The sequence below is a fragment of the Zunongwangia sp. SCSIO 43204 genome (assembly GCF_019904275.1).
GTDB lineage: Bacteria > Bacteroidota > Bacteroidia > Flavobacteriales > Flavobacteriaceae > Zunongwangia > Zunongwangia mangrovi.
Window position 1 is genome coordinate 325,116 of sequence record NZ_CP063204.1, and the last position, 17,601, is coordinate 342,716.

13 protein-coding genes are annotated in these 17,601 nt (G+C 36.7%); 8 read left to right on the forward strand and 5 right to left on the reverse strand.

The window, feature by feature from the left end:
• Positions 1–67: 67 nt before the first annotated feature.
• Positions 68–2,209, reverse strand: coding sequence for a carboxy terminal-processing peptidase (locus tag INR75_RS01525; protein WP_223090477.1), 2,142 nt, complete (start codon positions 2,207–2,209; stop codon positions 68–70).
• A gap of 146 nt (positions 2,210–2,355) precedes the next feature.
• On the opposite strand from INR75_RS01525, the gene surE reads away from it, so the two are divergent.
• The 5 genes from surE (at position 2,356) to INR75_RS01550 (ending at position 7,255) form a co-directional block, all read left to right on the forward strand.
• Complete coding sequence (surE, locus tag INR75_RS01530) at positions 2,356–3,138, forward strand: 5'/3'-nucleotidase SurE (protein WP_223090478.1); 783 nt, start codon at positions 2,356–2,358, stop codon at positions 3,136–3,138.
• Entirely contained in the window at positions 3,131–3,418 is a 288-nt protein-coding gene (locus INR75_RS01535) for a hypothetical protein (protein WP_092539394.1), read from the forward strand. Before surE ends, INR75_RS01535 begins: the two co-directional genes overlap by 8 nt.
• Positions 3,419–3,442: 24 nt before the next feature.
• Positions 3,443–4,555, forward strand: a complete 1,113-nt coding sequence (gene lpxB, locus INR75_RS01540; RefSeq protein ID WP_223090479.1) for a lipid-A-disaccharide synthase — start codon at positions 3,443–3,445, stop codon at positions 4,553–4,555.
• Between the two features lie 55 nt (positions 4,556–4,610).
• A complete protein-coding gene (locus INR75_RS01545; protein WP_370629876.1) occupies positions 4,611–5,171 on the forward strand; it encodes a C40 family peptidase in 561 nt (186 codons plus the stop codon).
• A gap of 74 nt (positions 5,172–5,245) precedes the next feature.
• The gene (locus tag INR75_RS01550) at positions 5,246–7,255 is read left to right on the forward strand and encodes a ComEC/Rec2 family competence protein (protein ID WP_223090480.1); all 2,010 of its coding nucleotides are present in this window, start codon (positions 5,246–5,248) and stop codon (positions 7,253–7,255) included.
• Positions 7,256–7,287: 32 nt separating this feature from the next.
• Here the strand turns inward: INR75_RS01550 and INR75_RS01555 are convergent, their stop codons facing one another.
• From INR75_RS01555 to INR75_RS01565, 3 genes are all read right to left on the reverse strand, one after another.
• Complete coding sequence (locus INR75_RS01555) at positions 7,288–7,842, reverse strand: thioredoxin fold domain-containing protein (RefSeq protein ID WP_223090481.1); 555 nt, start codon at positions 7,840–7,842, stop codon at positions 7,288–7,290.
• A 76-nt stretch (positions 7,843–7,918) separates the two neighbouring features.
• Positions 7,919–9,295: a peptide MFS transporter gene (locus INR75_RS01560; protein WP_084842553.1), complete on the reverse strand. Its 1,377-nt coding sequence runs from the start codon at positions 9,293–9,295 to the stop codon at positions 7,919–7,921.
• A 24-nt stretch (positions 9,296–9,319) separates the two neighbouring features.
• Positions 9,320–11,491, reverse strand: a complete 2,172-nt coding sequence (locus tag INR75_RS01565) for a S9 family peptidase (protein ID WP_223090482.1) — start codon at positions 11,489–11,491, stop codon at positions 9,320–9,322.
• 46 nt (positions 11,492–11,537) lie between these two features.
• On the opposite strand from INR75_RS01565, the gene INR75_RS01570 reads away from it, so the two are divergent.
• The 3 genes from INR75_RS01570 to INR75_RS01580 all read left to right on the forward strand — a co-directional run bounded on the left by INR75_RS01570 (position 11,538) and on the right by INR75_RS01580 (position 15,393).
• A complete protein-coding gene (locus INR75_RS01570; protein WP_370629899.1) occupies positions 11,538–12,998 on the forward strand; it encodes a hydroxymethylglutaryl-CoA reductase, degradative in 1,461 nt (486 codons plus the stop codon).
• Positions 12,995–13,918 carry a GYDIA family GHMP kinase gene (locus INR75_RS01575; RefSeq protein ID WP_223090483.1) on the forward strand — a complete coding sequence of 308 codons (924 nt, stop codon included), beginning with the start codon at positions 12,995–12,997 and terminating at the stop codon, positions 13,916–13,918. Before INR75_RS01570 ends, INR75_RS01575 begins: the two co-directional genes overlap by 4 nt.
• A gap of 238 nt (positions 13,919–14,156) precedes the next feature.
• Positions 14,157–15,393 (forward strand): IS3 family transposase gene (locus INR75_RS01580; protein ID WP_223090484.1). Its coding sequence is split into 2 segments (ribosomal slippage): positions 14,157–14,512 and positions 14,511–15,393, totalling 1,239 coding nucleotides; the frame shifts between segments, so codons are not numbered across the junction.
• Positions 15,394–15,441: 48 nt separating this feature from the next.
• On the opposite strand, the gene INR75_RS01585 is transcribed toward INR75_RS01580, so the two are convergent.
• A complete protein-coding gene (locus tag INR75_RS01585) occupies positions 15,442–17,550 on the reverse strand; it encodes a peptidylprolyl isomerase (RefSeq protein ID WP_223090485.1) in 2,109 nt (702 codons plus the stop codon).
• Positions 17,551–17,601: the final 51 nt, after the last annotated feature.

Here is a 17,601-nt window from a genome sequence, read left to right on the forward strand (position 1 = left end):
ATACAAATTAAAAACGCCCAAAGTTAAAAAACTTCGGGCGTTTAAATACAATTTCGTTTTAGAACAGTTAGTCCTTAAATTTATCTGAATCTGCTACCTTATTTTTCATGTTACTTCTTTTAATATCAGAAAGTACATTAATAGCTTCTTCAACATAAACATCACGACTTAGATCTTTATGCCATCTCTCTCTTTTTTCCTGTAAGGTAGAATCGGCTTTAAACAATTCTTTTTCGTAAGGAAGAGAAGAAAATGTTAGATCTGTTTTATAATCTTTTAGAGCATCGTATTGCTTAGCTACTTCCAAATTCTTTTCAGCATTTGCAGCATATTGCTCGAAATTTAAAGAATAAGAATCATCTTCACTTTGCTCTTTTATCCATTTCGCGTTTTGCTCGATAAGCTTAATTTGCTCACTTTGCTCCATACGCTTTTTACTATTTTCTATGGCCTCTTCGTAGCCAAGGTATCCATCCCAAATATCGTAATCTGCAGGATCGATCTTATCCCATGGTAATGGGTTTTCCTGATCTTTCTCTCCAATATCTACATAGCTATAACGATCTGGAACTACAACATCACTCTTTACTCCTTCTAACTGCGTAGAACCTCCGTTTACTCTATAAAACTTCTGGGTAGTGATCTTTAAAGCTCCCATATCGCCATAATCGTTATTTCTTAGCCAACGATTAAGATCGATCACATTTTGAACTGTTCCTTTACCATAAGTTTGTTTACTACCAATAATCACTGCTCTTTTATAATCCTGCATCGCTGCAGCCAAGATCTCTGAAGCAGAAGCCGAAAGCTCGTTCACTAAAATTACAAGCGGCCCGTCCCAAACAATCTCAGAATCTTCATCATTAAGCACTTCTTTGCGCTCGCCATTAGATTTCACCTGTACGATAGGTCCTTTTTCGATAAACAAACCAGCAATATCAACTACGGTTTTTAAAGAACCACCGCCATTATTTCTAAGATCAACAACAAGACCATCCATGCCCTGCTCTTTAAGCTCTACGATATCTTTTCTCATATCTGAAGCTGCATTACGGCTATCATAATCTTCCATATCAAAATAGAACTTAGGCAAATTAATTACTCCGTATTGTTTACCATCTTTGTCAACCATCGCGGTCTTTGCGTAAGTTTCTTCTAATTCTACAAGATCTCTGGTAAGTGTGATCTGTTCTATATTTCCTAGTAGTTTCTTACGAACGGTAAGTGTAACTTTAGATCCTTTTGGCCCTTTAATTAGATCGACAGCATCATCTAAACGCATTCCAGAAATATTTACAGGCTCATTTTCGTCTTCCTGCTTCACTTTTAAAATAACATCACCAGCGTCTAACTCTTCACTCTTCCATGCTGGACCTCCCGAGATAACGTCCATAATGGTAATGTCATCATTCTTCTTTTGTAATCTTGCTCCAATCCCTTCGATCTTACCAGACATCTGGATATCGAAACGATCTTTATCTCTAGGCGCGAAATAATAAGTATGAGGATCAAATTCTTCTACAACAGAATTGATAAATACAGAAAAGTAATCCTTTCTTTCAAGATCATCGGTTAGATCAAAATATTCATCTAAGCTATTTTGTGTAGTTTCACGTGCTTTTTTCTCTAATTCCTCATCAGATTTCATGGTGTAATCTGAATCATTTTCTTTCTTATTTTTTTCGTCCTGCTTTAAATCGTAAAAACTAATAAGAGTAGAAAACTTAAGCTGCTTTCTCCAACGCTCTTTTAATTCGGCTTTAGAGGTAACATATTCTAAGTCATCACCATCTGTTTGAAAATCTTCTTCTTTTGAAAAATCAAAAGGTTCAGCCAGAATTTGAGTATATAATTGCTTAGCTTCTTCGTTACGTTTTTCTAATTTAGAATAAGTTAGATCGAAGAAATTAAGTTCTTTGTTGTTGATCTCGTCATCAATTAACATCTTGTATTCTTCAAACTCCTCGATATCTTTTTTATAAAAGAAACGTTTTGAAGGATCCAGACTTTCGATGTAATGATCGTATACTTTTACAGAAAAATCATCATTTATTTCTTTTGCATCGTAGTGTCCCTGACTAAGAACATAGGTAATAAGATCGATTAAAAGCTTGTCTTTGTTAGGGTCGTCAAACTTTTTTGTGGTGAAGCTGCATGAAGTTGCTGCCATCAAAACAGCCAACACCAGGATTTTTAAATTCCTTTTCATATATCGCATAGATTTCGTCATTAAATTCTGTACAAAATACATTAAAAACTGTGCCATTCATAGGAACAGCGACTAATAATTTGTTAAACTACTAAAATACGGTTTCCGCAGGAAATTACTAATTTAGCATCTAGAAAATTTAAGCTATGAGCAAAGAAAAACCGCTTATTCTGGTCACCAACGATGATGGTATCACCGCACCGGGAATTAGAGCCTTATTACAGGTAATGAAAGAAATTGGAGATGTAGTTGTAGTGGCCCCAGATAGCCCTCAAAGTGGAATGGGACATGCCATCACGATTAGTGATACTTTATTTTGTGATTCGGTTACTTTAAAAGAAAATTATAATCATAAAGAGTACAGTTGCTCTGGAACCCCGGCAGATTGCGTAAAGATCGCCACACAGGAGATTTTACATCGCAAACCCGATCTTTGCGTAAGCGGAATTAACCACGGCTCTAACTCTTCGATAAACGTAATTTACTCGGGAACCATGAGTGCAGCTGTAGAAGCTGGTGTAGAAGGAATTCCCGCTATTGGTTTTTCGCTTTTAGACTATTCGTTAAATGCCGATTTTGAACCCTGCAAAAAATACGTGAAAGCGATCACTAAAAATGTGCTTAAAAACGGACTCCCAAAAGGGGTGGTTTTAAACGTAAACTTTCCAAAATTACCTGCGGAAGAAATTAAAGGCATTAAAGTTTGTCGGCAGGCTAATGCACACTGGGAAGAAGAATTTGATAAACGAACCAATCCACAAGGTAGAGATTACTATTGGTTAAGCGGAAGATTTGTAAATAACGACGAAGGTCAGGACACAGATGAGTGGGCTTTAGAAAATGGTTTTGTGTCTCTAGTGCCGGTACAGTTCGACTTAACCGCCCATCATTTTATGAAAGAATTAAACGACTGGAAACTGGATGAATAAAGGCAATATTGTAATAGGTTTTTTAATAGGTCTTTCTACAACGATTGGCGGCGTTTTTTTGTTCACTACTTTTTTTTCTGATTATAGTTTTGAAGCGAGCTTAAGAGATTCGATCACTAACGATTACTTCGGAAAATTAGTAGCTATTGGTGCAGTGCTTAATTTCTTACCTTTTTTCGTTTTTATGCGGAAGAAACAGATCTATCATGCCCGCGGAATTTTACTCGCCTGTCTTGTTGTAGCTATCACGATCGCAGTTGTAAAAATTCGGAATTTCTAATTATTCAGCAAAAACAAATACGTCTTGAAATATTATATCATTGCAGGAGAAGCCTCGGGAGATCTACATGCTTCTAATCTTATGAAGTCTCTAAAAAAAGTAGATCTAAATGCCGAATTTCGATTTTGGGGCGGTGATCTTATGCAGGCACAGGGCGGCACTCTGGTAAAACATTATCGCGATCTTGCTTTTATGGGTTTTGCTGAAGTTTTTATGAATTTGCGAACCATATTAGGCAATATTTCCTTCTGTAAAAAAGATATTTCTGCGTACCTACCAGATGCTTTGATCTTTATCGATTACCCAGGCTTTAACCTGCGTATCGCTAAATGGGCAAAAGAAGAAGGATATGATACTCATTTTTATATTTCGCCACAGATCTGGGCTTGGAAAGAAAACCGTATTAAAGCCATAAAACGGGACATAGATCATATGTATGTGATCTTACCATTCGAGAAAGACTTTTACGAAAAGAAACATAATTATCCGGTAAATTTTGTTGGACATCCTCTTATCGATGCGATTTCGAATAGAAAAAATACCGATGTAGCCAGATTTAAAGCAAAAAATAATCTCGATGATCGTCCAATAATCGCTTTACTTCCCGGAAGCCGAAAACAGGAAATCTCTAAAATGCTGGAAGTGATGCTTAGTATCACCCAGGATTTTAAAGATTATCAATTCGTTATTGCCGGCGCTCCAAGCCAGGAAACCGGGTTTTATAAGCCTTACTTAAAAAAGACCAATATTAACCTGGTTATGAATAAAACTTACGACATCTTAACTTGTGCTCATGCAGCATTGGTTACTTCAGGAACTGCAACTTTAGAGACTGCACTTTTTAAAGTTCCAGAGTTAGTTTGCTATAAAGGCAGCTATATTTCTTACCATATTGCAAAAAGAATTATTAATTTAGACTATATCTCGCTGGTAAACTTAATTATGGATCGCGAAGTGGTGAAAGAATTGATTCAATCTGAATTCAATTCTGAATCGCTTAAAACAGAATTACAAAAGATCCTGCAAGAGGAGAACAGAGAGCGCATTTTTAAAGACTATTACGAACTAGAACAAAAACTTGGTGGAACTGGCGCCAGTCTAGAAACCGCCACGCTTATCTACAATTCGATAAAATAAGATCTTTTAAATTTACAATATCGACTGGATTAAAATGAAAAATATAGAAAGAAGCATGAAGATGAAGCAGGGTCTTAGAATAAGCCTAATGGTGTTGATCGCTATATTTTTAAGCTCATGCGGAGCATCCAAGCCAAAGGTAGTCACCACAAAAACCGAAAACAAACGCACTAAAACCAAGCACTACGATCCAGAAGTTACTCGCAACAGCAAAACAATAAAACCAAAAGACGATCGTGTTTACGATATTGTGAATTATGCGATAAGTTTTGAAGGTACCAAATACAAATATGGCGGCACCACAAAACGTGGCATGGACTGTTCTGGGCTTTTATTTGTTTCATTTCAGGAAAATGACATTCAACTTCCCAGAACTTCCAGAGCGATGTCTTTGCAAGGCGAACGCCTTTACTTAAAAGACGTTACGGTGGGCGATCTTTTATTTTTTGAAACCAACAAAAACCGTAAAGTAATTAATCATGTGGGGCTGGTCGTCGATATTTCACAAGGCGATATTCTTTTTATCCACTCCACTACTTCACGAGGTGTAGTTATTAGTAAACTTTCAGAAAATTATTGGAACAATAGCTTCGTGATGGCGAGGCGCGTGATTTAAACTTTAAAAATCACCTGCTAAAAAGCAGATTTTCACTACTTTTAAACTGACCCTACTTTCTTATAATCCGAAAGATGGGATACATTAACATCAAAATTCTTAAGTTTTCGATTGCATTTTTATGCGGAATCTTAAGCGCACATTTTTTTGAAACCTCTTCAGAATATCTGCTGATTTTCACCGGAATTAGCATCGCATTCTTGTTGTTCTTCTTTTTCAAAGCCAAATCGCAACTCTATCAATTACCCTATTTTGGAATTTGCTGTTTTCTGGTTTTATTATTCTTCGGAAGTATTTCTTACCAACTTAAATTCCCTGAAAACAAGTCGTATTATTTTTCGAAATTCATTAATTCTGAAGAAGATCTTTTAAAACTAAAATTAACTGAAGAATTAAAACCAAACTTCCAGAAACGTTTTATTGCTGAAGCTTTACAAGTTATCCAAAGCCAAAATTCGAAAAAATCTCAACCAGTTTTTGGGAAAATTCTGATTGGTTTACCGCTAACATCTCGTTTGAAAGTTGGGCAGGAAATCATCGTTCCCGCAAAAATCAGCGAAATTAATCCTCCACTAAATCCGCATCAATTCAACTATCAGGAATACATGAAATTTCAGGGGATTTTTCATCAAATCCAGCTTTCCGAAGATCGATTTTTAATCGATCAAAAAGCCGAACCATCCTTTCTTAGTAAGCTACGTTATTCCTTACTTGAAACTTTACAAGATTCAGGATTCAAAAAAGATGAACTTTCTGTGATTCAGGCATTGATTTTAGGCGAGAGAACAGCGATTTCTAACGAATTATATCAAAATTATGCAGCTGCCGGGGCGATTCATATTTTGGCCGTATCAGGACTGCACGTTGGGATTGTTTTGCTCTTTCTCAATTTTATCCTAAAACCACTTCAGCAATCAAAAATCTTAAAATTAATTCTAGCACTAATCGGAATTTGGAGTTTTGCTTTGCTTACCGGTTTATCGGCATCTGTAGTTCGTGCCTCGTTTATGTTCAGTTTTGTAGCTTTTGGACTTCAAATTAATCGGAAGGTCAATCTTCTCAACACTCTATTTTCGGCGTTTTTCGTCCTCATACTTATCAATCCGTTTTATGTGTTTCAGGTAGGATTTCAATTAAGTTTTGCGGCCGTTTTCAGCATTGCATTATTTCAGCCTAAATTCAGCAAACTATGGCATCCAAAATATAAGATTGTACGATTTTTTTATCAAATTATAACGGTAAGTATTTGTGCTCAAATTGGCGTTTTGCCACTAAGTCTATTTTATTTCCATCAATTTCCGGGATTATTTTTACTCACCAATATCGTGATTCTACCAGGACTTGGGATTTTATTAATTTCAGGAATATTGATCCTTATTCTGGGTATTTTCGACCTTCTTCCTGAAGTTCTAGTACACTTTTATTCGGTTTTGGTTAAAAACCTAAATCATTTTATCGCCTGGGTGGCTAGCCATGAGCGTTTTATTATTAACAAGATTCATCTTAGCCATTTTTCAGTCTTATTTTTATTCGGAATTATCATTAGCAGCTTCTTTTTACTTCAGCAGAAAAAGAAAAAGCAGGTTATACTGACTTTAGTAAGTATTATTTTGTTTCAAATTAGTCTGCTTTTTGACCAATATCAGCATTCTTCCGAAGAAATATTTATTCTGAATAAATCTGGAAGCAGTATCATTGCTGAAAAGAATGCCCAACATTTAAATCTATACGGAAACGCCCAAAAAGATAGCAGCTGGGGTTATATCGATGATTTTAAAATAGCTGAAAAAATATCGAATATTGAGTTTAAGGAACTCGAAAATTTTTACGAGCTGAAGCAAAAAAGAATCATGGTGATCGATAGCACAGCGCTTTTTAATTTCCCTGAATTTAATCCAGATATTCTGATACTTTCTAATTCTCCAAAAGTGAATTTAAACCGGGTTATTGAAGTTTTAAAGCCAGACTTAATTATCGCTGATGCTAGCAACTACCCAAGCTTTATCGAACTTTGGGAACAAACCTGCCTAAATAAAAAAGTCCCTTTCTACCAGACAGGTAAAAAGGGAGCTTTTAACTACTAACCACAAACTATTGTTTATGATACAACTAACACTTACTTAGTAAACGTAGGTTCGAAGTTTTCATTGTATTCGTTCCATGCTTTTTCTGTAGTTAAATTTTTATATTCGTCTTTTGCGAAGATTTTGAGGAAAATTTCAATTTGCGCCGGAGTCCTGTATCCCTTTAATGGCGCTATCAAATCTCCTTTTTCATCAAAAAATACAATACTTGGATAAGCAGAAATTTGTAGCGCACGAGCAAATTCATGCGGACTGTTTCTTCTTCCTTTTAAATCTGGATTATATTGTGGATTGACAAAAACCTCATTCTTATAATTGATCTCTTCTTCACCTTCAGCATTAAACTTTACCGGGTAATAGTTCTCATTTATAAATTCGGCTACTTTAGGATGTCCAAACGTATTCTTATCTAACATTTTACAAGGCCCGCACCAATCTGTATAGGCATCCATAATAATATTCTTTGGCACTTCTTTTTGTGCTGCCAAAGCTTCATTCATCGTCATCCATTTGATCTTGCTTACGGTCTCCTGCGCCTGCGTTGCAACACCAATAAGAACCAATGCTATAAAAAACAATCTTTTCATCTTCTATAAATTTTCTTTTACAATAACAAAAAACGTTCCTTTTACAGAACGTTTTTTATAATATATTTTGTGTAATTTATTCTACTGTGGTTTCCATAGGAATTCCTTCTTCCATTTTAGCATCCTCAGCTCCGTGAGTAAGACGTTTAAGAGGTTTAAGTAACATAATTACTATAATCCCTATTAGCGTCCAGATCACCGCGATACCTGTAAAAACTTCAAACTCCCCAAGATCCTGAGCAAACTGACCGATAAGACCTGCTACTTTATTTCCTAGACCGGTTGCAGCCCAATACATCCCCATAATTACTGAAGCGTATTTAAGCGGTGCCAGTTTGGTAATGAATGAAAGTGATACTGGCGAAGCACAAAGTTCACCAATGGTATGGAATAAATAAGCTGCGATTAGCCAATACATTCCTGAAGATCCGGTTTCCTGATACTGTACAGAAGCAGCACTCATAAATCCAAATCCTAAGGCCATAATAATCAACCCAATCGCCATTTTAAAGATCGAAGAAGATTCTTTTCCTTTTTGTTTCCATTTAAACCAGAAGCTACCTACCAAAGTTGCCAGCGTAATAATGAAGAATGAGTTCACCGATTGGAATACTGAAGCCGGAATCTCGAAACCTAAAAGTGTTCTATCTACTTTCTCTGCTGCATAAAGGTTCATTAGTCCTCCCGCTTGTTCGAAAGCCGCCCAGAAAAGGATAATTAACAAGAACGAAAGTAATAGCACTTTTACTCTATCTTTTTCTATAGATGTTAATGGCTTATCTAAAATTGCACGATCTGCTTCGTTCTTTCTGGAAATTAAATTTCCAACATGCGTAAGGTGTTTTTGTCCCATCATGTAAACGATTTGTCCTAATAACATTCCTATAGCTGCAAGACCAAAGCCCCAGTGCCATCCGTAATATTCAGCTAAAAATCCACAGGCAATTGGCGCTAAAAATCCACCAATATTAATCCCCATGTAGAAAATATAGAATCCAAGATCCCTACGCTCGTCACCCTGCTTATACAAACCACCTACCATCGAAGAGATGTTTGGCTTTAATCCACCAACACCAAGAATGATAAACAAACAACCGATATAGAAAGAAGTTTCAGATTCGAATGCTAGAATACCATGACCAATACAAAGCAAAATACCACCGATCAATACAGTTTTCTTTTGTCCTAAAAACTTATCTGCAATCCATCCCCCGGGAATAGAAACCACATAAACAAGCATGGTATACCAACTGTATAAACTTAATGCTTCAGCGTTAGTCCATCCAAAACCTGGATTATCAGAATTTGTTTCAGCGACTAGATAAAGCACAAAAAGTGCACGCATTCCGTAGTAGGAAAAACGCTCCCATAATTCAGTAAAAAATAGAATGTATAATCCTACCGGATGCCCAAATAGTTCTTTTTGATTAGCTGGAGGTGCTGTATTTGCCATAATTTTAAGTTTGTTGATTGAGTTTTATAGATGTTCTTTTATAAAGTTTGTCATTTTTGTATAGAGATGTAATCTGGTATTTCCGCCATAAATACCGTGATTTTTATCAGGGTAAATTGCCCAATCAAATTGCTTGTTCGCCTGAATAAGTGCTTCAACCATTCGCATGGTATTTTGAAGATGCACGTTATCATCGCCACCACCATGTACAATTAAAAAATCTCCTTTTAATTTATCTACATGATTAATTGGTGAATTCTCATCGTAACCAGAAGCATTTTCCTGCGGTGTGGTCATAAAACGCTCGGTATAGATCGTGTCATAAAACCTCCAGCTGGTTACCGGCGCTACAGCAATTGCCATAGCAAAAGTATCATCACCTTTTAAAATTGCGTTAGACGCCATAAAACCACCAAAGCTCCATCCCCAAATCCCTATTCTATCAGCATCGATATAATCCAGCTTTCCTAGTTTTTGGGCTGCAGCGATTTGATCTTCTAATTCGTATTTCCCTAACTCATTTTGAGTTATTTTCTTGAAATCTGCACCTTTAAAACCAGTTCCTCTACCATCTACACATGCAATAATATATCCCTGATCGGCTAACAACTGATACCAATATTCGTTAGAATTGAAGTAAGAATTAGAAACCGACTGTGAGCCAGGCCCCGAATATTGGAACATTAATAATGGATACTTCTTAGACTCATCAAAATCTGAAGGCATGATCGTCCACATATTTAATTCGTTCCCATTCACCTGAAGAGTAGATAATTTTTTTGGTGAGAAGTTATAAGGTTTTTCAACTTCCAGTAACTCGCTATTATCTTTTATTTCACGAACCAATTTTCCATTTTTCGCGAAATGAAGTGTGTACTCCATAGGAGTTTCAGTACTGGTAAAAGCATTGATAAAATACGTAAAATCAGCACTGAAATCGGCATTATTGGTTCCAGTTTTTTCGGTGAGTCTTTTTTTACTTTTCCCGTTGGTTTTTATTGAATAAACATCGCGGTTTACACTGCCGTTTTCGGTGCTTTGATAAAACAAGCGATCACTTTTCTTGTCGTAACCATAGTAATTGGTCACTTCCCAATTTCCGGTGGTTACTTGTCGCTTTAGCTTTCCATCTTCAGCATATAAATAAATATGATTAAAACCATCGCGTTCACTAGTCCAGATAAAGCTATTATCTTCTAAAAAGGTTAGATTATCTGTCACATCAACGTAAGCTTCGTCCTTTTCGGTAAGAATAACTTCCGCAGTATTATCTTCAGCATTAATGAAAATAAGATCTAATTGATCTTGATGTCTGTTTAGCACCTGCGCACTTAAGGTATAATCGTTATTGGTCCACTTTATTCTTGGAATATAAAAATCTGAATAATCACCAAGATCGATTTCCTGAGTTTCTCCAGTTTTTACATCGTACATATGCAGCGATACCTTAGAATTTGCTTCACCCGCTTTTGGATATTTAAAAACCTGCTCGCTAGGATAAAGATCACTACCAAAAATATCCATAGAAAACTCTGGCACTTCAGTTTCGTCTAATCTTAAAAAAGCGATCTTATCGCCTTTAGCATTCCATTCGAATGCTCTTACAAAACCAAGCTCTTCTTCGTAAACCCAATCAGTAATTCCGTTAATGATACTATTAATCTTACCATCTTTAGTAATCTGCTTCTCGGTTTTTTCAGCAACATTGTAGATGTAAATATTGTTCTCAAAAACATAAGCCAGTTTCGAATTATCTGGAGAAAACGTTGGCTCCTGTACCTTCTTATCGCTAAGCTTTGTAAGTTTTTTAGAATTTACGTCGAAAATATAGAATATCGCCTTAGAAGACCTACGGTAAATTGGTTGCGGATCTGTGGCTAGTAAAATCTTAGATTCGTCGTCGCTTAAGCTGAAACTTTGAAATTTATCCAGATCTTTAAGATCTTTCGTATCTACCAGCGTGCGGGTTTGCTCCCCGGTTTTGTAACTGTACACATCTATGCTAAAATTCCCCGTGTCTGGATCGTGATTAAGTACCACATATTCGACACCATTTTTAAGAGATTGTAGGGATTGTAAATGTTGCTGACTAAATTTTCCGCTCCATATTTCTTCGAGCGTAATATTCTTTTCCTGGGAAGTCGCAACAGAAGCTGCTATCGTCATAAGCAGAACTAAGATTTTTGAGAACCTCATTAAATTCTATAAAAATTTTATTGCAGGCCAAGTTTACTAAATTTTGATGAGAAAGCCGGCCGATGCCCTGTTAAATACTAACAATTTGTTAAAGGTATTTTCAACATCTTTAAACCTGGCATTAAAATTAATGTCTTATCTGCAACCAAATAACAATTGTATCTTTGTATCGAAACTATTACGAAATTTCATGAAGGAACCAATTTCTGGCTTTTCGAAGCTAACGAAAGAAGAAAAGATTCACTGGTTAACTAAGACCTATCTGAATGACGATCCTAAGGCTGTAGAAGTTCTAAAGCAGTACTGGAATAAAGACGAAAAACTACAACAATTACACGACGAGTTTACTGAAAATACGATCTCCAATTACTATTTACCCTTTGGAATTGCTCCTAATTTTTTAATTAACAACGAGCTATTTGCCATACCAATGGCGATCGAAGAAAGTTCTGTTATCGCTGCGGCGAGTAAAGCTGCTAAATTTTGGGGCAGTCGAGGCGGATTTAAAACTGAAGTGATCGATACTGTAAAAGTTGGGCAGGTACATTTTATCTATAAGGGCAGTGAAGAAAAATTAGAGCTGTTTTTTAACGAATTAGAGCCTAAACTAAGAAAAGCTGCTGCGCCAATCACTAAAAATATGGAGCAACGCGGTGGCGGAATTAAAAGTATTGAACTTAGAGAGCGCACTACTGAAGTTGAAAATTACTACCAACTGCACTGCAATTTTGAAACTGTAGATAGTATGGGCGCTAATTTTATAAATAGCTGCCTTGAAAAATTTGCTGAAGTTCTTGAAAACGAAGCTTCGATCTGGCAAGATTTTAATGATGAAGAGCGCAATATCGAGATCGTAATGAGTATTCTTTCGAACTACGTTCCAGAATGTATCGTTCGTGCTGAAGTTTCCTGCTCGCTCGAAGACCTATCTGATGACGCCAATTTCAGCGGAGAGCATTTTGCTGAAAAGTTTTTAAGAGCAATAAAGATCGCCGAAACCGAACCTTTTAGGGCCGTTACCCATAATAAAGGAATAATGAACGGTATCGATGCGGTTGTATTGGCTACAGGGAACGACTTTAGAGCCATTGAAGCTGGCGTTCATGCCTATGCTGCAAAAGATGGGCAGTATTCCAGTTTAACGCATGCAAAAGTTGAAGACGGTATCTTTAAATTTTGGATTGAAGTTCCTTTAGCTTTAGGAACCGTTGGCGGTTTGACAAGTCTACATCCCCTGGTAAAACTTGCTATGGAAATGCTAGGCCAACCAAACGCCAGAAAATTGATGGAAATCGTCGCCGTAGCAGGTTTGGCTCAAAATTTTGCCGCTGTAAAATCTTTGATCACTACCGGCATCCAGAAAGGCCATATGAAGATGCATTTAATGAATATTCTTAATCAGCATAATGCTACTTTGGAAGAAAAAGAAAAACTAATCGAATATTATAAAACCAATGTGGTTTCTCATAGCGATGTTGCTGTGCAACTTGAAAAACTTAGACGATGAGATTTTATAGCCACGGAAAACTTTTAATTACTGCAGAATATGCAGTTTTAGATGGCGCACAGGCCTTATGTCTTCCTACGAAAAAAGGTCAGTTTTTAAATGTTGAAAAAAGTTCTTCAGGATTAATAAAATGGATCAGTAAAGACGAAAACGGCGAGATTTGGTTTCAGGATGAGTTTAAAAAAGATTCCTTCGGAATACGGTCAACTTCAGAAGAAAAAATTTCAGGGAAAAATGCTGAAATATCGCAACGTTGTATCCAAATTTTAACCGCTGCGGAAGAATTATCTGGTTTAAATCTTTTTGAGAAAGGTTATACAATCGAAACCGAATTAGAGTTTAAACGGGAATGGGGACTAGGTACATCTTCAACCTTGATAAATAATATTTCACAATGGCTGGCTATTGATCCTTATGTTTTACTGAATAAAACTTTTGGAGGAAGCGGCTATGATATTGCCTGCGCTAAAGCCGACGGCCCTATTACTTACGAGCGAACAAAAGAGACTCAGATTTCACTAAAATCGCCTTTTGATCCAGAATTTTCAGATCATATCTACTTTGTTTATCTAAATCAGAAACAGAATAGCAGAGAAGGTATAGCGCATTACAGAAATAAGGAAGATACACATCGGGAAATTTTAATCGAAAAAGTATCCAATATCACTCAGCAACTCATTAAATGCGAAAGTCTGGCTGAATTTGAATTACTCATAGATATTCACGAAAGCCTAATCGCAAAAACAATAAATTTACCTAAAGTAAAGCATAAACTTTTCCCAGATTTCACAGGAAGTATTAAAAGTCTTGGCGCCTGGGGAGGCGATTTTGCGATGGTTACAAGTAAGGATGATCCTACCGCTTACTTTAAGGAAAAAGGATTTGAGATTGTGATCCCATATTCGGAGATGATATTATAAATTGTACTTCTAAAAAAGTATCGAAAATCTTACAAAATCAACTTCTAAAATACGTAAGTAAACTACCTCTGGGCAAGCCCAAGACGCATTCACTAGAAACAATTTTTTAATTTCGAGGCAAGCCTCGGAGTGTTATACCTTTTGGCGGTGCCAATAAAAAAAGCCACTCGATCGAGTGGCTTTTTTTATTATTTGAATGTCTCGTCCTGAAATAAGTTGACACAAATTCGACTTATTTATGAAACATACAGAAAGATCTGGGAAGAAACGTACTCAGCGTGATTACAATTTAGGCTTTAAATTGGCCGTTGTATCTCAGGTAGAAAAGGGCGAAATGACTTATAAACAAGCCCAAAAGGCTTATGGTATCCAAGGCAGGAGTACTGTTTTGGTTTGGTTACGCAGACACGGTACCTTAGACTGGAATAAACCAAAGTCAAGACTTACCTGTAACACAATGAAAGAAACACCTGCTCAAAAGATCAAGAGGCTAGAAAAAGAGCTGTCAGATGAGAAGCTTAAGAATAAGATTCTCAACACGATGATCGATATCTCAGATCAACAATATGGAACTTCTATTCGAAAAAACATTTGCCCAATCAATCCAACGAATCCGGCAAGAACACCGACTAAGCCTGTCACGTTGTTGCACATTGTTTGGGATAAGCAGACAGGCTGTCTATCAAGCAGAAAAGCGAAAAAATATAAGAGCTGATGAACTTGACTTGATAAAACCACTGATTTTAAGGGTGAGCCGGCAAATGCCAAGGCTGGGTACTCGTAAACTGTATTATTTGCTCAAGGTTGAATTTGAAAGGATCGGAGTCAAAATAGGCAGGGATGCGCTATTTGATTATCTCAAGTCAGAATCAATGCTTATAAAACCAAAAAAGAATTACACAAAGACAACAGATTCTAGGCATTGGCTAAAAAAACACCCTAACCTGATGAAAGATGTTACGCCCGTAAGACCGGAGCAATACTTTGTAAGCGATATTACTTACATCAAGAGTAGAGAAAGAACTCACTATCTTTCCTTGGTGACAGATGCCTTTAGCAGAAAAATAATGGGCTACCACCTAAGTGATGATATGAGTGCAGAGAATGTAGTTAAAGCAATGAAAATGGCTAATAAAAGAAGAACTACATTAAGCGAGGTAATACACCATTCTGACAGAGGCTTGCAGTATTGCTCCTCGTTGTATCAAACTCAATTGAAGCGATCAAATGCTATACCTTCAATGACAGATGGGTATGACTGCTATCAAAATGCGTTAGCAGAACGAATTAACGGGATATTAAAGGGAGAGTTCTTGATAAACAAATGCAATACAGGTAAAGAACTCAGCCTGCTGGTTCAACAAACAATAAAAACATATAACAATCATAGACCACATCTAAGCCTTAGCTACAAAACACCTAATTTTCTACACAACAAAAAATCCCGTGAAGCTAGCTTCACGGGATTGATTTAAACTTTTAAAAACTGTCAACCTATTTTAGGACGACTCAGAATCTAAATCCTAGTAGAACTTAGCTCTTTTATCTTCGATCTCGGCTTTAGATTTTAAAGCTTCAAACGCCCTGCTGTTCGCCATTTGACGACGGCTACTGGTTTCCTGTTGTGCAAATGGTTTGTAAGAATCTAACTCGGGAGCTTCGCTCTTACTTACTAATTCTACAACATAAACACCTTTATCTCCTACGATTGGTTTACTTGTTTCACCAACCTCTAAAGCATAAACAGCTCCTACAACTTCTGGCTCGCTACCTGCACCCGCAAGTGTTGGAGAACTTAAGTTCACAGCATTTGCAGTTTGAACGATCTTATCTTGATTTTCTGCAACCTGATCTACAGTTGTTCCAGAGATCTTTTCTTTGATCATTTCAGCTTTCTTCTGCTTAGTAAGAATTGGAATAACTTCAGAAGAAGCATCTTCTGGGCTCATTAATCCTTTTTTCTTCTTAGCAGTGATTTGCGCTACGATATAACCAGCCGGAGTATCAAAACGCTTAACATCACCTACTTTTGCATCTTCTTCAAAAGCCCACTGTACAACTCTACGTTGTTGCCCAACTCCTGGAATATTTTCATCTAAAGCTTTTACATCACGTACGGTACGAATTCTATAATCTGCAGACTTAGCTTCTTCTGTAAAGTCACCTTCACCGGCTGCGATCTCGAATTTAGTAACCTCGTTAAAAAGTTTGTTTCTTGTACCTTCTGTAGCTTCGATCTCTCTAGATACGGTAGCAATTTTAACTGCTTTTTCTCTATCTGTTAGTTCTTCGATATAGATTACATGGTAACCAAAATCTGTTTTTACCACACCTACAGTTCCTTCGTTATTATTTAAAACGAAATCATCGAAAGTTGGCACCATCATTCCTGGCCTAAAGTAACCAAGATCACCAGAATTTTGTGCAGCAGAAGGATCATCAGAAAATTCTGTTGCAAGCTCACCAATCTTAGATTTATTACTTCTAACTACACCAGCTAAACTATCTGCTAACTGCTTTGCTGCTTCCTCTGTACGAGTACCGCCAGCCTGAGCTCCCTGATATCCTAATAAAATATGGCTTGCTTTTATAGAATCTGGGATTTGCTTAGTCTCTACTAATTTGCTTAACTTCCAGTATCCATTTTCTTCGTAAGGACCGTAAACTTCTCCTTCTTCAAGATTGAATAATTCATCAGCAAATTCTTTTGGAAGTTGATTTTTAAATCTGAAGGTTACAGGCTGAGTTAGATCTGAATTAGAATTTACAAATTCCTGATCGTCTGAAGTTGAATTGAACCCGGCAATAGTATCGTTAGATTTAGAAACCGAGTTATACTCAACTCTATCTTCTAATAATTCGCTTAAAGAAGCCTTAGCCTCTTCTTTATCTTCTGGAGAAGGCTCTTCACTAAAAATAACATACTGGATATTACGAGCTGCTTCAGTTTCGAATTTCGCTTTATGGTTATCTACGTATTCTTTAATTTCAGATTTTGAAACTTCAACTTCATCATCTGAAATTGAAGAAAAAGGAACCTGAACATAACGAAGATCCATCGTATTATTTTGCAAGTGATAAGCTTGTTTTCCTTCAGTTAAGGTTGCTCCTACACCAGTACGAATCATATTCGCATAGATATTTTGAGCAGCAGATTCTGAAAGACCTTCTTCATAGCTTAACCATTGCTGATACATTTGTGGAGAAGTTTGCTTTAAACTAGCCACATATTCTTTTACTCGATTTTCATCGAACATTCCAGCTTCGTTAGTAAACTGAGGGTTTTGAGACATTTGAGCTCTCATCATTTGTCTTACCTGCGCCTGCTCTGCTCTAATCCCAAGTTCTTCTACCTGCTCTTCAACAATAATTTGATTTAGTTGTTGATCCCAAACACGATTTACGGCCTGAGTAGTAGAAATATTACCACGCATATTTTGCTGATAAGCTTCTACCTGACGGGCAAATTCTTCCCGGCTGATCTCCTCTCCATTTACAGTAGCAATAGAGTTATCTTTACCGCTAAAGCCACCACTTCTAATCACATCGGCCAGAACAAATGCAAACAATGCCAATGCAATAATTAAAATTAAGAAAACAGAACGTTGTCTGATTTTATTTAATACTGCCATTTTTAGATATAATTTATCAAAATATAGTGGGCGAAAATAGTGTTTTTAGGC

Excerpts from the sequence above, each read along its gene's own strand:
- INR75_RS01550 (WP_223090480.1), top strand. The coding sequence starts at position 5,246 with ATGGGATACATTAACATCAAAATTCTTAAGTTTTCGATTGCATTTTTA.
- INR75_RS01565 (WP_223090482.1), bottom strand. The coding sequence starts at position 11,491 with ATGAGGTTCTCAAAAATCTTAGTTCTGCTTATGACGATAGCAGCTTCT.
- INR75_RS01570 (WP_370629899.1), top strand. The coding sequence starts at position 11,538 with ATGAGAAAGCCGGCCGATGCCCTGTTAAATACTAACAATTTGTTAAAG.
- INR75_RS01560 (WP_084842553.1), bottom strand. The coding sequence starts at position 9,295 with ATGGCAAATACAGCACCTCCAGCTAATCAAAAAGAACTATTTGGGCAT.
- INR75_RS01525 (WP_223090477.1), bottom strand. The coding sequence starts at position 2,209 with ATGAAAAGGAATTTAAAAATCCTGGTGTTGGCTGTTTTGATGGCAGCA.
- INR75_RS01585 (WP_223090485.1), bottom strand. The coding sequence starts at position 17,550 with ATGGCAGTATTAAATAAAATCAGACAACGTTCTGTTTTCTTAATTTTA.
- INR75_RS01535 (WP_092539394.1), top strand. The coding sequence starts at position 3,131 with ATGAATAAAGGCAATATTGTAATAGGTTTTTTAATAGGTCTTTCTACA.
- surE (WP_223090478.1), top strand. The coding sequence starts at position 2,356 with ATGAGCAAAGAAAAACCGCTTATTCTGGTCACCAACGATGATGGTATC.
- INR75_RS01575 (WP_223090483.1), top strand. The coding sequence starts at position 12,995 with ATGAGATTTTATAGCCACGGAAAACTTTTAATTACTGCAGAATATGCA.
- INR75_RS01545 (WP_370629876.1), top strand. The coding sequence starts at position 4,611 with ATGAAGATGAAGCAGGGTCTTAGAATAAGCCTAATGGTGTTGATCGCT.
- INR75_RS01555 (WP_223090481.1), bottom strand. The coding sequence starts at position 7,842 with ATGAAAAGATTGTTTTTTATAGCATTGGTTCTTATTGGTGTTGCAACG.